The sequence below is a fragment of the Paeniglutamicibacter sp. GQ140 genome (assembly GCF_059759235.1).
The window spans coordinates 1-16,194 of sequence record NZ_JCAXDW010000021.1 but is presented as its reverse complement, the minus strand read 5'-3'; the positions used below and the strand labels follow the sequence as shown (position 1 = coordinate 16,194).

9 protein-coding genes and 2 pseudogenes are annotated in these 16,194 nt (G+C 65.1%); 9 read left to right on the top strand and 2 right to left on the bottom strand.

Annotation, left to right across the window (positions count from 1 at the left end; all coding sequences use genetic code 11):
- Window positions 1-109: pseudogene (locus tag AC6CHY_RS19795) on the top strand (IS481 family transposase); the annotation flags it as partial.
- A 66-nt stretch (window positions 110-175) separates the two neighbouring features.
- Here the strand turns inward: AC6CHY_RS19795 and AC6CHY_RS19790 are convergent.
- Window positions 176-1,189 carry a tyrosine-type recombinase/integrase gene (locus tag AC6CHY_RS19790; RefSeq protein WP_217387977.1) on the bottom strand — a complete coding sequence of 338 codons (1,014 nt, stop codon included), beginning with the start codon at window positions 1,187-1,189 and terminating at the stop codon, window positions 176-178.
- A gap of 105 nt (window positions 1,190-1,294) precedes the next feature.
- On the opposite strand from AC6CHY_RS19790, the gene AC6CHY_RS19785 reads away from it, so the two are divergent.
- Window positions 1,295-4,354: a Tn3 family transposase gene (locus AC6CHY_RS19785; protein ID WP_498228032.1), complete on the top strand. Its 3,060-nt coding sequence runs from the start codon at window positions 1,295-1,297 to the stop codon at window positions 4,352-4,354.
- Between the two features lie 179 nt (window positions 4,355-4,533).
- On the opposite strand, the pseudogene AC6CHY_RS19780 reads toward AC6CHY_RS19785, so the two are convergent.
- Window positions 4,534-4,968: pseudogene (locus AC6CHY_RS19780) on the bottom strand (globin domain-containing protein); the annotation flags it as partial.
- A 458-nt stretch (window positions 4,969-5,426) separates the two neighbouring features.
- Between AC6CHY_RS19780 and AC6CHY_RS19775 the strand changes: the two are divergent.
- The 7 genes from AC6CHY_RS19775 to AC6CHY_RS19745 all read left to right on the top strand — a co-directional run bounded on the left by AC6CHY_RS19775 (window position 5,427) and on the right by AC6CHY_RS19745 (window position 16,055).
- Window positions 5,427-9,140, top strand: a complete 3,714-nt coding sequence (locus AC6CHY_RS19775) for a nitrate reductase subunit alpha (protein WP_498228030.1) — start codon at window positions 5,427-5,429, stop codon at window positions 9,138-9,140.
- On the top strand, window positions 9,140-10,837 hold the full coding sequence (gene narH, locus AC6CHY_RS19770) for a nitrate reductase subunit beta (RefSeq protein WP_217387980.1): 1,698 nt from the start codon (window positions 9,140-9,142) through the stop codon (window positions 10,835-10,837). Before AC6CHY_RS19775 ends, narH begins: the two co-directional genes overlap by 1 nt.
- Window positions 10,834-11,454, top strand: coding sequence for a nitrate reductase molybdenum cofactor assembly chaperone (narJ, locus tag AC6CHY_RS19765; RefSeq protein ID WP_217387981.1), 621 nt, complete (start codon window positions 10,834-10,836; stop codon window positions 11,452-11,454). Before narH ends, narJ begins: the two co-directional genes overlap by 4 nt.
- Before the next feature lie 2 nt (window positions 11,455-11,456).
- Window positions 11,457-12,290, top strand: a complete 834-nt coding sequence (gene narI, locus AC6CHY_RS19760; protein ID WP_217387982.1) for a respiratory nitrate reductase subunit gamma — start codon at window positions 11,457-11,459, stop codon at window positions 12,288-12,290.
- A 96-nt stretch (window positions 12,291-12,386) separates the two neighbouring features.
- The gene (locus AC6CHY_RS19755; protein ID WP_217388281.1) at window positions 12,387-13,559 is read left to right on the top strand and encodes an MFS transporter; all 1,173 of its coding nucleotides are present in this window, start codon (window positions 12,387-12,389) and stop codon (window positions 13,557-13,559) included.
- Window positions 13,560-13,737: 178 nt separating this feature from the next.
- Window positions 13,738-14,163: a pyridoxamine 5'-phosphate oxidase family protein gene (locus tag AC6CHY_RS19750; RefSeq protein ID WP_217387983.1), complete on the top strand. Its 426-nt coding sequence runs from the start codon at window positions 13,738-13,740 to the stop codon at window positions 14,161-14,163.
- 743 nt (window positions 14,164-14,906) lie between these two features.
- A complete protein-coding gene (locus AC6CHY_RS19745; RefSeq protein WP_217387984.1) occupies window positions 14,907-16,055 on the top strand; it encodes a tellurite resistance/C4-dicarboxylate transporter family protein in 1,149 nt (382 codons plus the stop codon).
- The last annotated feature ends 139 nt before the right edge of the window (window positions 16,056-16,194 follow it).

Here is a 16,194-nt window from a genome sequence, read left to right as displayed (position 1 = left end):
CCCCGGGGACATGATCCACGTGGACATCAAGAAACTCGGGCGGATCCCCGACGGCGGCGGCCACCGGGTCACGGACCGGGCCGCCGGGAACCGCAACAAGACCGGGACCCCGGCCAACCGCCGACCCGGCTAGGGGTGGGACCCAAGTACGCCTGAAACCTGCCAAGCCCGTGGTTTATCGGTCGGTGGGGAGGGTGTCGATGGCGTTTTGGCGGTCGGCTTCGGATGGTTTCGTGTAGCGGCGGGTGGTCTCCAGCCGGGCGTGGCCCATGAGTTCGGCGACGAGCACGACGTCGTGGCCCTCGCGCACGAGGTTGGTGCCGAATGTGTGGCGCAGGATCTGGGTGGTGAAATCGATATCGGGGTTATCGGTGAAACCGGCGTCGTTGGCCAGATCCCCGAGGATGTCATCGCATCCCTTGACGCTCAGTCGTTCTCCGCGGTGGTTCAGGAAGACCGCGGGGTTGTTGGCCGCGCCCGGCCATGAGGGGCGTTCTTCGTTGATCCACAAGGCGAGGTTCTCCCGCAGCACGGGGTGGACGGGGACTTCCCGGTAGCGGCCGCCCTTGCCGGAACGAACGATCAGCAGGCCCTTGCGGGCCGAGAGGCGCACATCCCCGAGGTCGAGTGCGGTGATCTCGCTGATCCGCAACCCGGCATAGAACGGGATGTAGCCGATGGCCCGGTTGCGGGGGTGGGTGCAGCGTTCACAGGTGCGCAGCCAGCGTTTCTGGTTGCGTGCGTCCAGGGCCCTGGGCGCGGTGGAGGGCAGCTCGAGCCGTTTGGCGTTCGGGGCGCCCACGCCGGTGCGGGTGTAGAAGTCGGTCAGGGCCGCCAGGTGCGCGTTGATCGTGGCGGGTTTGCGCTTGAGGACTTTCTGAAGGTGGGTGCGCCAGTCCCGGACGGCTCCGTCGCGCGCGGCCGGGTCAAAGAGGGCCGAGCTGTCCACGCCGGCGCCATCGAGCCAGGCGAAGAAGGTACGCACCCGTGAGGCGTAGGCGCGGCGGGAATTGTCATCGAGCGGGGCGGACCCCAGAAGCAGGAGGTATTCGCCCCAGAGTTGTTCCAGATGCGGGGCCAACACGGCAGGGGCACGTCCCCGTCGGGGCTTTTCGTCTGCCGCCGTTGTGATATCTGAAGTTGCCCGGGGGTCTTCCCGCCCCGCAGATTTCGCGATATCTGAAGTCATTGCAGTATTCTACTTCAGATATTTGTTGTTATCTGAAGTTGTTTCGGCCTGTGCGCCTCGCTGGTGCCTCCGGTTCCCTGCGGGAGAGGAAGATTCGTGACGTCCGTGGGCAGGACCGCCTATCCGAGATTCACCGCTGCGGTATCGGAGCGGCAGCTGGCAGAGTCGTTCACCCCGACCGAGGAGGAGAAGGACTGGGCCGGGGAAAAGACACGGGACGAAGCCGGTCGTGCGGTGCTGCTGACGGTGCTGAAGTGCTATCAGCGGTTGGGGTATTTCACGCGGGCCGAGGAGGTTCCCGCGGCCGTCACCGGCCATGTTGGAGCGCTGTTGGGTGTGACGATCGACCTTGCCGACGCGTCCCGGGCAGAGAGGACCTGGTGGCGCTATCGCGATTATGTCCGCGTCCGCATGGGCGTCGTCTACGATGCCAAACGGGTTCGCCGGATGGCTGCCGAGGCGTTGGAGGCCGCGGTGGTGACCAAGGACCACCCTGCCGACCTGATCAACGTGGCGTTGGAGGAACTGCTCCGTGCCGGCTGCGAGCTGCCCGGGTACTCGACTCTCGACAGCATGGTCGCCAGGATCCGTGCCCGGTACAACACCGCGCTGTTCGCCGGGGTTCAAGAGCGGATGGCTCCCGGTGACCGGCTGCGGTTGGAACGATTGCTGTTGGTGGACCCCGTATCGCGGCGCAGCGAGTTCGAGACGCTCAAGGCGCCCGCGGGCTCGGCGATGAAGCTGGGGAAATTCAAGGACCGCATCGAGCTCCTGCGCCGGCTCGACGCGGTCGGCGAGACCGGCACCTGGCTCGGCGGTGTCTCGGCGCAGCGGATCTCCCATTTCGCCGGGCAGGCCCGCGCCGTCGATGTCGATGAACTCTCCAGGACCGGGGAGCCCAAGCGGCTGACCCTTATCGCGTGCCTCCTGCATGAGACCCGCATCCGCCTGCGCGACGAGACCGTCGAGATGTTCTGCAAACGCATGGCCCTCGTTCACAAAAAGGGACGCGAGCGGCTCGAGGAACTCAAACTCGCCCACCGCGCCGAGTCGGAGTACCTGCTCGATGTGTTCGGAGAGGTCCTCTCCCTGACCCATGAGGTGTCCGGGAACGAAGGGAACCCCGAGGAAGGGTTCGACGCGGCCGCGACGGGGCAGAAACTCCTGGAAACGCTTCAGGCCGCCGGCGGCCTGAAGCGGCTGACAGCCGCACACGAAGCGGTCTCGGCCCACCACGGACGCAACTATTTGCCGCTGCTGGAATCGTTCTGCCGGGCTCACCGCTCTGCCCTGTTCGAGCTGTTGGAGGCCCTTGCCCTGGAAGCGACCAGCGCCGATGCCAGCGTGGTGAATGCCGTGAACTTCATTCGTGCCTGCCGCAAACGCACCGGCGAATACGTCCCCGAAACCCTCACGGTTGCCGGCGAAGATGGCACCTTGCAGACGCTGGCACTCGATCTGGACTCCTTCGCCACCGAGGCCTGGAAGAGGGTCATCCGTGACAAGAAGCACCCCGGCAAACTCGCGCGCCGCCACCTGGAGGTCTGCGTGTTCTCATTCCTCGCCGCGGAACTGCGCTCGGGCGATATCGCCGTGGTCGGCGCCGACTCCTACGCGGGGCTGCACCGGCAGATGATGACCTGGCAGCAGTGCCAGGACCTCGCCGAGGACTTTTGCTCCCAGACCGGCATCCCCGCAACCGGGAGCGGGCTGGTCGAGCACTTCAAGGCGCAGCTGGCCGACACCGCACGGGCCGCCGACGCCGGCTACCCGGCCAACACCGACCTCGTCCTGGAAGGCGACCGGCCCTTGCTCAAACGCCGGAAGGGAGCCGACCGGAGGCCATCGGCCATCGTCCTGGAAGAAGCCGTTCATGAGCGCCTGAGCGAACGCGGACTTCTGGACATCATTACCGTCAGCGCCCACCGGCTGGGCTGGCACAAGCATTTCGGACCGGCCTCCGGCGCCGACCCGAAACTACGCGACGCCTTGGGTCGATACTGCCTCACGGTCTTCACCTACGGCACCCTCCTTGGCCCCGCACAGGTCGCCCGCCATATGGAAGGCGCCGTCAGCGCCCATGAGCTCTACACCGCGGGGAACAAGCACACCACGGCCGAGAAGATCACTCGTGCCTCGGCCGAGGTCATCAATGCCTTTGCGCAGCTGGACGTCGCCTCCGTCTGGGGCGATGGGCGCACCGTCGCCGCCGACGGCACCCAGGTCGACACCTGGGAGAACAACCTGCTGGCCGAGTCCCATATCCGCTACGGGGGATACGGAGGCATCGCCTACCGCCACGTTTCCGACACCTACATCGCCCTGTTCAGCCACTTCATTCCCTGCGGAGTGTGGGAAGCGGTCTACATCATCGAAGGACTGCTGCAAAACGACTCCGAGCTGCAACCGGACACGATCCACGCCGACACGCAGGGACAGTCCCTGCCGGTCTTCGGTCTCGCCGCGCTCCTGGGCTTTGACCTGCTCCCACGTATCCGGGATTGGAAAGACCTCATTCTCTACCGCCCCGACACGGCCACCCGCTACACGCACATCGACTCGCTGTTCGGTGACACGGCCATCGACTGGGGACTGATCGAGACCCACTGGCCCGACCTGATGCGCACCGTCATTTCCATCCGCGAGGGCTGCCTGTCCTCGGTCACCCTTTTGCGCAGGCTGGGCAACCACTCCCGCAAGAACCGCCTCTACCGGGCCTTCCGCGAACTCGGGCGCGTCGTGCGCACCATCACGCTGCTGCGCTACCTATCCGACCCCGAACTGCGCGAACACATCACCGCGATCACCAACCGGGTCGAATCGTTCCATAAATTCAGCGACTGGCTGGCCTTCGGGAACGAAATGATCGGCCACAACGACCCCGAACACCAGGAAAAGATCATCAAGTTCAACGAGCTGCTGGCCAACATCGTCATCTACTCCACCGCCTGCGACATCACCGCCGCCGCCAACGAGCTCGCAGCCGAAGGCCACACCATCGACACCGAAGACCTGGCCACGATCTCCCCCTACATCACCAGGACCATCCGCCGCTTCGGAGACTACGTCCTCAACCTCGCCCCGCCGGACCAAGACCCGCAAACGAAACTGGACCTGCAACCAGGGGCACTATTCCCACCCACCAGTATCAGACCCCGAATCTAGAACCATGCATTCCCCGCCGTGGAGCGTGGCAGGTTTCAGGCGTACTTGGATCCCGTCCCTGGTACGGCCGACGCCATGCTGGGAGGTAAGCGGGGTCAGTTCAGGAAACGGCTCGACGCTCGGTAGAAGATCGCGTTGAAGCTGTGGTCCAGGTCGATGTCGCGGACGTTGAGCCGCAGGGCGCTGTACAGTCCACGCTCCTTGTTGATCAGCATGTTGGCCATCAGCCAGTACACCTCGTCCCAAGCCGCTGCTACTTCGGCAGTAACGGCATCGCCGAGCACATCCACGATCGCCCACATCAGGTTGTCGTGCACCACCTGGTATTGATCCGGGTGCAGGCCCAGGGACGCATGCTTATGGGCAATCCTGGACAGCAGATGCTCCGGAAGGTGCGTGGGGTCATTGACGAGAAAGCCAGCGAAGGCCGCAATAGACCCGGCCAGGGCCTGCTGCTGGCGCCCGTCGGCCTGGTTTCCCCGGTTGAACAGCCCGTCCAGCAGCTCCGGATGCCCTTCAAACATGTGGTCGTAAAACCGGGATGCTATCTCCTGAATATGCTCGCCCACTACCGGAAGGGTCGCCCTGATAACGGGCAAGGAACTATCAGACAACGTATTCTGGCCTCCTCCGGCACATGCTTCATCGCGCTTAGGTGAAGCCCGACTTCGCACTAACACCACCGCGTCGAACCGCACAGACCTCGAAAGCAGGGAGCCTTGCTACTCGGTGACGCCCGGTCAGGACCAATCCCTCCAGATCCCCAGCCGCCGGTTCTGGCTGGCACGACAGGCCACGCGACCCGTCGTTTAGCGTCTGAGTCCGCGGACAGGAAGAAACAGGGCATTCTGCAGCGGGCCGGCACCACCCGCTGCAACTGTCAGCTCCTGACATAATCTGCACCACCACGGGCTGGGAAAGAGGATGCCTTTCAGCCATTGCTGATATGCGGACATGATGGCGCAGCGGAGCCGCGAATCGAGCAGCCCGCATCTAAAATGATTGGGCCGCGTTTTGATCATTAGTCCGGAAACTGTAGCGGTTTGCGCCTTGCTGCCCCTAGGGTGGCAGCATGGCTGAGGATCGGTTTGTCCCGGGGCTCGACGGAGCAGCCTCGGATGCGATGTTGAAGCTGGGCCGTTTCTTCACGAAATGGGACCAGACGGAGGACGGCAGGGCGGTATTCAGGGAGGGCGGCCGTAAAGGCGACATCTTCTACCGCGACCGCTGGAGCCACGACAAGGTGGTCCGCTCCACCCATGGGGTGAACTGCACCGGCTCCTGCTCGTGGAAGGTGTATGTCAAGGACGGCATCATCACTTGGGAATCCCAGCAGACCGACTACCCGTCGGTGGGCCCGGACAGCCCGGAATACGAGCCGCGGGGGTGCCCCCGCGGGGCGGCCTTTTCCTGGTACACCTACTCACCCACCCGCGTCCGCTTTCCGTACGCCCGCGGTGTCCTGGTGGAGATGTACCGGGAGGCGAAGTCCCGGCTCGGCGATCCGGTGCTGGCCTTCGCGGACGTCGCCGGAGACCCGGAGCGGCGGCGCCGCTACCAGCAGGCCCGCGGCAAGGGCGGCCTGGTGAGGGTGTCCTGGCAGGAGGCGATCGAGCTCGCTGCTGCCGCGCACGTGAACACCATCAAGACCTACGGGCCGGACCGGTGCGCCGGCTTTTCGCCGATCCCGGCGATGTCAATGGTTTCGCACGCGGTGGGCACCCGCTTCATCCAGCTAATCGGCGGCGTCATGACCTCCTTCTACGACTGGTACGCGGACCTTCCGGTCGCCAGCCCCCAGGTGTTTGGGGACCAGACGGATGTGCCGGAATCCGGGGACTGGTGGGACGCGCGCTACCTGATGATGTGGGGCTCCAATGTTCCCGTCACCCGGACCCCGGACGCGCACTGGATGGCCGAAGTGCGGTACCGCGGCACCAAAGTGGTCACGGTCAGCCCGGACTACGCGGACAACACCAAGTTCGCCGATGAATGGCTTCCCGCCCAGGCCGGCACCGACGCCGCCCTCGCGATGGCCATGGGCCATGTCATGCTCAAGGAGTTCTTCGTTGACCGGGACGTGCCGTTCTTCTCCGACTACGTGCGCCAGTACACCGACCTTCCGTTCCTCGTCAGGCTGGAAAAGCGCGACGACGGCGCGCTGACGCCGGCGAAATTCCTCACCGCCAAGGACATCCGGGCCGAGGCCGGGGCTGAGGACGCGGCGTTCCGCACCGTCCTGTTCGACAAAAAGGCAGGCCGTCCCGCCGTCCCTAACGGCTCGATGGGCTTCCGCTATTCGGACAGCGGCGAGGGAAAATGGAACCTGGACCTGGAAGGGATCGAACCCGCACTGTCCTTACGTGAAGTCTCCGGTGAAAGCGCCGAGATCCTGCTGCCCTGCTTCGAACAGGCGGACGGCGCCGGCAGCGTGCTACGGCGCGGGGTGCCCGTCATCGAAGTCGAGGGCCAGCTGGTCACCACCGTGTTCGACCTCATGCTCGCCCAGTACGGGGTGGGCCGCGACGGGCTGCCGGGAGAGTGGGCCGCAGGCTACGACGACGCGAACACGCCCTACACGCCCGCCTGGCAGGAGGAAATCACCAGTGTTCCGGCGCAGGCGTGCATCCGCGTGGCACAGGAATTCGCCCGAAACGCCGAAGAATCCAAGGGCCGTTCCATGATCATCATGGGTGCCGGGATCTGCCAGTGGTTCCACGGCGATACCACCTACCGCGCCGTGCTGGCGCTGGTGATGCTGACCGGCTGCATGGGCCGCAACGGCGGCGGCTGGGCGCACTACGTGGGGCAGGAAAAGACCCGCCCGGCCACCGGCTGGGTGTCCCTCGCGAACGCCCTGGACTGGTCCCGGCCGCCGCGGACCATGATCGGCACCGGTTACTGGTACATGCACACGGACCAGTGGCGGCAGGACGGATACTCCGCGGACGCGCTGAAGTCCCCGCTCTCCACCGGAGCCCTGGACGGGATGCACACCGCGGACGCAATGGCCCAGTCCGCGAGGCTCGGCTGGATGCCGTTCTACCCGCAGTTCGACCGGAACCCGCTGGACCTCGCGGACGAGGCGGAGGCCGCCGTCGCCGCCGGTTCCGCGAAGGACACACCCAGCTACATCGCGGACGCGCTCAAGAACCGCACCCTGAACCCGGCGATCGAGGACGTGGATGCCCCGGAGAACTGGCCCCGGACCCTGGTGCTGTGGCGCTCCAACCTGTTCGGTTCCTCGGCCAAGGGCAACGAGTACTTCCTGCGGAACCTGCTGGGCACCCATAACAATGTCTTGGGCAAGGACCACGCCGAGGGGCTCAAGCCCACCAACGTGAAGTGGCATGAGCAGGCCCCGGAAGGAAAACTGGACCTGCTGGTCTCCGCGGACTTCCGGATGACCTCCACCACGCTGCTGTCCGACGTCGTGTTTCCCGCTGCCACCTGGTACGAGAAGCACGACCTCTCCTCCACAGACATGCACCCGTTTGTGCACGCCTTCAGCCCGGCGATCGACCCGCCGTGGGAGACCAAGACCGACTTTGACACCTTCCACCTGCTGGCCCGGGAGTTCTCCCGGATGGCCAAGACCCACCTGGGTGTGCGCCGGGACCTGGTCAGCGTGCCGCTGCAGCACGACACTCCCGGCCAGCTCGCCCAGCCCGGCGGGATCGTGCGGGACTGGCTGGAGACGGACATCCCCGCCGTGCCGGGGCAGAACATGCCCATTTTTTCGGTGGTGGAGCGGGACTACACGGCCATCGCGGACAAGCTTGCCGCCGTCGGGCCGCTGGCCGATAATCTGGGCTTCACGGTCAAGAACGTCACCTACAAACTCCAGGGCCCGTTGGAGAGGCTCAGCCGGTCCAACGAGGTGATGCTCGGCGGGGCCGCGGACGGCCGACCGGCGATCGACACCGACGCGAAAATGGCCGAGGCCATCCTGGCGTTCTCCGGCACCACCAACGGTGCCCTGTCTGTGCAGGGCTTCAAGGACCTGGAGATCCGCACCGGCCGGAAACTGGCGGACCTGTCCGGGGGCTCGGAGGAAAAATTCATCACCTTCGCCCAGACGCAGGCCGGCCCGGTCCCGGTGATCACCTCGCCGGAATGGTCCGGGTCCGAGACAGGCGGCCGCCGCTACGCCCCGTTCACCATCAACGTCGAAAGGCTCAAGCCCTGGCACACCCTGACCGGGCGGATGCACTTCTTCCTCGACCACGACTGGATGATCGACATCGGCGAGGCCCTGCCGATCTACCGGCCGCCCCTGGACATGCACCGGCTGTTCGGGGAACCCAAACTTGGCGCGAACGGGGAGCTTGAGGTGGTGGTCCGCTACCTGACACCGCACTCCAAGTGGTCCATCCACTCCGAATACCAGGACAACCTGCTGATGCTCTCGCTCTCCCGCGGCGGGCCCACGGTCTGGATGAGTCCTGCCGACGCGGACTCCATCCAGGTCAGGGACAACGAGTGGGTGGAGTGCCTGAACATCAACGGCGTCCTGGTGGCGCGGGCGATCGTCAGCCACAGGATGCCACCCGGGGTGGTGTACGTCCACCACGCGCAGGAGCGCACCATCGACGTGCCGAAGTCCGAGGCCACGGGACGGCGCGGCGGCATCCACAACTCAGTGACCCGGCTGCTGGTCAAGCCCTCGCACCTGATCGGCGGCTACGCCCAGCTGGCCTACGCGTTCAACTACCTTGGCCCAACCGGAAACCAGCGCGACATGGTTGCCACCGTCCGCCGTCGTTCCCAGGAGGTGCAGTACTGATGCGTGTCATGGCTCAAATGGGCATGGTCATGAACCTGGACAAATGCATTGGCTGCCACACCTGTTCGGTGACCTGCAAGCAGGCCTGGACCAACCGTGCCGGCACCGAATACGTCTGGTTCAACAACGTCGAAACCCGCCCCGGGCAGGGGTACCCCCGCCGGTACGAGGACCAGGAAAAGTGGCTTGGCGGCTGGGAGCTTAACAAGCGCGGCAAGCTGGTCCTGAAGGCCGGCGGCCGGGTCAAGAAGCTCCTCGGGATCTTCGCCAGCCCGGTCCAGCCCGAGCTCAAGGACTACTACGAGCCGTGGACCTACGACTACAAGACGCTCATCGATGCGCCCCTGGGGGATGACTTCCCGGTGGCCCGGCCCAAGTCCCTGATCACGGGCAAGGACACCAAGATCACCTGGTCCGCGAACTGGGACGATGACCTGGGCGGTTCCACCGAGCACGGCCATTTGGACCCGATCGTGGAGAAGGTCCGGCGGGAATCCGAGGACAAGATCAAGTTCGCCTACGAGCAGGCGTTCATGTTCTACCTGCCGCGGATCTGCGAGCACTGCCTGAACCCCTCCTGCATGGCATCCTGCCCTTCCGGCGCGATCTACAAGCGGGTGGAGGACGGGATTGTCCTGGTGGACCAGGACAAATGCCGAGGCTGGCGGCAGTGCGTTACCGGCTGCCCGTACAAAAAAATCTACTTCAACCACAAGACGGGCAAAGCCGAAAAGTGCACCTTCTGCTACCCCCGCGTGGAGGTGGGGCTCCCCACGGTCTGCTCCGAGACCTGCGTGGGCAGGCTGCGGTATCTGGGGCTGTTCCTGTACGACGCCGACGCCGTCACCGCGGCCGCGTCCGTCACGGACCCCCAGGAGCTCTACGACGCCCAGATGGACGTGCTGCTGGACCCCAACGACCCCGCCGTCCAGGCCGAGGCCCGGGCCCAGGGCATCCCGGAGGACTGGATCGACGCCGCCCGGCGGTCCCCGGTCTACGCCCTCGCCAAGGTCTACAAGGTGGCCCTGCCGCTGCACCCCGAATACCGGACCATGCCCATGGTCTGGTACGTCCCGCCGCTGTCCCCGGTAGTGGACCTGCTGCGGGACCAGGGGCACGACGGCGAGGATCACGGCAACCTCTTTGGCGCCATCGACGCGCTGCGCATCCCGGTGGAATACCTCGCGGAACTCTTCACGGCCGGGGACACCGACCGGGTCACGACTGTCCTGAGGAAGCTTGCGGCCATGCGCTCCTATATGCGCGGCATCAGTCTGGGCAACGATCCCGACGACTCCATCCCCGAAGCCGTGGGCATGGACGGGCAGACCATGTACGAGATGTACCGCCTCATGGCCATCGCCAAATATGACGAACGCTACGTCATCCCGAAGGCACACGTGGAACAGGCGCATGACCTGGAAGAGATGGGCTGTTCGCTGGATTTCGACGGCGGACCGGGCATGCAGGACTCGTCCCCGTTCGGTGAGGCCAGCGGCAGGCCCGTCCCGGTGGCGGTGGAAACGTTCCATGCCCTCCGGGACCGGCAGACCACGGACGAGATGGGGTCCGGGTCCGGCCTCAGCGGCCGGGTCAACCTACTGAACTGGGACGGGCGCGGGGCGCCGCCCGGGCTCTTCCCGGGACGCTCAAGCGCTTCCACAGACAGTGCCTCGGCGGGCGGGGAACAGCCGTGAGCCGGCGCGATCAGGTGGTCTACATGGCCGCCGCCTGGTGCCTGTCGTACCCGGATGCGGATCTGATTCTCAAGGTCCCGCTGATGCGGGCCGCACTGGCTGAGTTTTCCGGTGCGGTCCAGGACTTCGACGGCGTCCTGGACCTGTTCGAATCCTCGGAGCGATTGGAAATCCAGGCCCATTACGTGCGCGAGTTCGATCTCGGCAAGCGGCATGCCCTGCACCTGAGCTACTGGACGGACGGCGACACCCGGCGCCGCGGTGAAGTCCTAGGCAACTTCAAGAAGGCCTACCGGCAAAGCGACATCCTGGTGGACACCCACGGCGAACTGCCGGACTACCTGCCCATGGTCCTGGAATACGCCGCGCGGGTGGATCTTGCGGCGGGCCGTGACTTGCTGATCCGGTACCGGGCCAGCCTCGAGATGCTCCGCTTCGGCCTGCTACGCGATGAGTTGCCGCATGCCCGCATCCTCCAGGCCATCTGCGCCACGCTGCCCGGGAAATCGCCGGCCGATGAGCAGGCTGTCATGCGGATGGCCGGCTACGGGCCGCCCACCGAAGCCGTGGGGCTGGACCCGTACGATCCTCGCCTGCTGCCCGTGAAAGGGGTTTGACCATGCTGACCTTCGAAACCAGGCCGGGAGCAGCCGTCGAACTCACCGCCCTGGACATCGTCCTTTGGGGCGTCCTGCCCTACGTCATGGTGGTGGTGCTGGTGGGCGGCAGCATTTGGCGCTACAAGTACGACCAGTTCGGCTGGACCACCAGGTCCTCCCAGCTGTATGAGTCCCGGCTCCTGCGGATCGCCTCGCCGCTGTTCCACTTCGGTTTGCTGGCGGTCATCGCAGGCCACTTTTTTGGCCTGGTCATCCCGATGGCATGGACGCAGGCCGTGGGCATGAGCCAGGAGTTCTACCATTTCAACGCCCTGCTGGTGGGAGGCATCGCGGGGGTGGGAACCCTGGGCGGAATTCTGCTGCTGATTTATCGCCGCCGCACCACCGGACCGGTCTTCATGGCTACCACCAAAAACGACAAATTCATGTACGTGGTCCTCACCGCCGCCATCTTATTCGGCCTCTGGACCACCCTGGCCAGCGTTTTCGAGGGCGAACACGGGCACAACTACCGCGAAACCGTGGCCCCGTGGTTCCGCTCACTTTTCATCTTCCAACCTGACCTCGCCGCCATGGCAGCTGCACCGTTCTCCTTCCACCTGCACACCCTGGTGGGCATGGCGCTCTTTATGATCTGGCCTTTCACCCGGCTGGTCCATGCCTTTACCGCGCCGCTGCATTACCTGTTCCGTCCATACATTGTCTACCGCTCGCGTGACCGCATTCGCCCGGGCGGAAAGGCCGGCGGCGACGGGTCAAGGAACGCGACCCCGCCCGCCCGGCGCGGCTGGTCCGCCGTCGGAACCAGGGACCGGGATACCCGGAACCAGTGAACAGAGGAGCTCACAGTGACCGGGTCCGCTCAATCTACTGAGTCCGCCCGCACCGGCAAAGGGCTGCAGCTGGCATTGGCCACCAGCGCCTCGGTGATGGCCTTCTGGGCCTGGAACATCGTGGCGCCGCTCGGCGCCCGGTACACCCAGGAAATGGGGCTGACCCCCACGGCAACTGCCGTTCTGGTCGCCATGCCGATTTTTGTGGGATCGCTTGGCCGGATCGTGGTGGGAGCCATGGCGGACCGTTTCGGCGGCCGCGTCATGTTCACGTTCGTACTGCTGGGCAGTGTTCCCCCCGTCCTGCTGGTGGCCCTTGGCGGCACGCTCGGCTCGTACGCGGTGGTGCTGGGAGCAGGCCTGCTGCTGGGCATCGCCGGCACCGTGTTCGCCGTCGGAATTCCCTTTGTCAGTGCTTGGTATGAGCCCGCCCGGCGTGGTTTCGCCACCGGTGTTTTTGGGGCCGGCATGGGCGGAACCGCACTCGCTGCCTTCCTCACTCCGCGCCTGGTAAGCGCGATGGGTTACCTGGCAACGCATCTCCTGATCGCCGGGCTCCTTGTCGCCATGGCCGCCCTGGTCTGGTACAACGTCAAAGAGGCGCCCGGGTGGCAGCGGAACACCTCCCCGGTGGTTCCCAAGCTGAAGGAAGCGGCAGGCCTCGCGGTCACCTGGAAGCTGTGTTTCCTCTACGCCATCGTTTTCGGCGGATTCGTTTCCTTTGCTACGTACCTGCCCACCTACCTCCGGGACGTCTACGACTTTGATCCCACAGCAGCAGGCACGCGGACCGCGGGTTTTGCCGTGGCGGCCGTCATTTTCCGACCTATCGGCGGCGTGCTGGCGGACGGGATTGGTTCCAAACCGGTGGTTCTTGCGTCGCTGGCTGGCATTGCCGTCCTGGCCTACATCGTGAACCTTCGGCCCGACGGCGAGATCCCGGCCGGACTGACGTTTGTGGCGATGGCGTCAGCGCTCGGCCTTGGCGCCGGGGGTGTGTTCGCATGGGTGGGCAGGCTGTCCCCGCCGGGCAAGGTGGGCAGCATCAGCGGGATCGTCAGCGCCGCCGGTGGCATGGGCGGTTACTTCCCTCCACTGGTCATGGGCGCCACCTACAACGCGGCGGACAACAGCTACTTCATCGGGCTCATGCTGCTCGTGGTGACGGCTGTGGCAGCGTTCGTCTTCACACTTGCTGTCGTCCGCCTGCCCGCCGCGGTTGAAGCTCCCGGGCATGCGGACGAGGGTTACGGCCGTCCGGACAGCTAGCCTGATGCCGGGCACGGACCACCACGGTCAGGGACGACCAGTCAGGGGCAATCTGCGGGTATACGCTCCTACTCGGAGCGGCGTCCGCCATCATCCGTTGATCAACCAACGGGAGTATTTTAGAACGGATCGTGGGTTGTCCTTTACATTGCTCTACGAACGGCAGAAGGATGTAACCATGATGTTCTCTCATGATGACCCGATCCTTGTCCTTGACGATGAGCAGTGCTGGAAGCTGTTGGAGAACACCCAGCATGGGCGCTTGGTGCTGACCGCCGCCGGTGAAACGGACGTCTTTCCCATCAACTACCGCGCTCACGACGGCCTCCTGCTGCTGCGTACGGCACCTGGCACCAAGCTTGCCGAGCTGACCATCAATGAGAACGTGGTGTTCCAGGCAGATGGCATCACCTCTGACGAAGCTTGGAGCGTCGTAGTCAAGGGACGCGCCCGGGTCCTTGAGCAGGGTTCGGACATTGCCGCAGCCGAGGCGCTGAATCTCAAGACATGGATCCCCACGCTCAAGGACTTCTACGTGGAAATCAAACCGTCGCGTGTCAGCGGGCGGCACTTCAACCTGGGTGAGCAGCCAGAACGCTTCTGACCCGGCCCGAGTCCGTGTTCTAGGGTGCTGGCCGGCTCTCTGAGGATGCTCTCCAGCTTCACCGCGACGTCCGTCCCGGCGCATTCAGATAGATTCCGTGGTGATCCCCCTTTTGGGGGCAGAACCGGCGCTGTGATGGGAGCGGCACCAAAGCGCGAGCTTTCGCGCACCGGGGCACTTCATCAGGGACGCAGGGTGGGTTGGGACCTCGGGAGTGCTTCAATCATTTCGACGGGTGTCTGTGGCCGCTTGGAGGTGTGGCTTTGAGACGACCTGGCAGTTTGCCTGTCAGCTGCACCGTTGACATCGGGCGGCAGTTTCTCGACAGGGACGGGGACAAGCTTAAGGCCGCGCTAAACGGTTTTCCGCTGGCCGTAGAAGCTCAGGATCGCCGCCCAGGCGTGAACCCCCACTGAAGGCGCCAAGCACCCAGCAATTGGGTTAGGCAACCCTAGGTCCCTGCCCGCACCAAATGAGCTGATGCCGCTGACGGGCAGTAAGCATCGCCACGAGACAGCTTCGTCCGGCGGACACCATTGCCCTCAACCAGACGGAATTAACCAGGCGATCAGCCAACCATATCCATCCTGGCGGGGCCAGTGGCAGTTGATGCAACCAATCTAGAGCAGTTCTTCGTCCGAGATGGTTGGAGTGTCCGGCCGGATACACTGTTATTTTCCGGCTCGGATCGACGGGACTGTGGGCCTCGTCACGCATGCGGGACGCCGCTTAAGCTGGGTGCCATGACCATGCCCGATCACTCCCCGAGTTCCTTCGGTTCGCGCGTCGCCGAGGCAGTGCAGACCCTCACCCCGGGATATTTCGCTCTCACTATGGCCAGCGGGATCATTTCGGTGGGGCTTGAGCTCGAAGGCTTCCACGCGCTGTCCGCTGCACTCCTCGTGATCTGCGCGGTCTCTTACACAGTGATCCTCGTGCTTAGCCTGGTGCGTCTGGTCAAGTTCCGCGAGGATATGCGGCGCGACTTCATGGATCCCGCCCGGGCGTTCGGCTTCTTCACTTTCATCGCCGGGACGAATGTGCTCGGTGTGCGGCTCGGAATGATGGGGTGGCCGGGGGCGACGGCGCTGCTCCTCGTTGTCGCGGTGCTTGCCTGGGTGGTGCTCGGCTACGTCGTACCGTGGACGGCTGTGCTCGGCCGGGACGAAAGGCCCGTGGTCAAGGATGCTAACGGCACATGGTTCATTTGGTGCGTGGCGAGCCAGTCCGTGGCGGTCGCGGCGGCGTCCGTTGAGCCTCTCGCCGGGCCAGACTGGCGCGCGGCCTTGGCGCTGGTCGCCGTCGTGGCCTGGTCCGTGGGGCTGATTCTGTATGCCGCTGTGGGGATCTTCGTCTCGTTGCGGCTCATGACCTACCCCATCAGGCCGGAGGACCTCCGCCCGCAGTACTTTGTGGCCATGGGTGCCATGGCGATCAGCGTCCTGGCAGGCGCGCGGATTGTCGAGATGGCGGGTGCGCCCATGGTGGACGCAACCCTCGGGCTCGTGGCCGGTTCGTCCGTGGTGTTCTGGGCCTTCGCCTCGTGGCTCATTCCCGTGCTCCTCGCGGCCGGGTGGTGGAGGCACGTGACCCATCGCGTGCCGCTGACCTTCGAGCCCGGGCTCTGGAGCGTCGTCTTTCCCCTCGGTATGTACGCCGTGGCGGGAATTTACCTGGGGCGTGCGGACCGACTGCCGATTGTCGCTTTTGTCGGCCGTGCAGAGTTGTGGGTGGCCGTCGCAGCGTTCCTCGCGACCTTCGCCGGAATGCTCTGGCACCTGTGGGCCGCGCTGGTGCGCCCCGGCATGCGCCCCCGTGCGCTGGGTCCGGGTGCCGGGATGCCAGACCGTCGGGAACCCGGAACGTCGGGACGCCAGACGGAGGGACACTGACCGGCCGCAGCAGGGACCGGTCCACCGCATGAATACAGACCGCTTGAATAACGGTCGCTACCAGTATCAGACCCTGAATCTAGAACCATGCATTCCTCGCCATGGAGCGTGGCAGGTTTCAGGCGTACTTGGGTCCCAC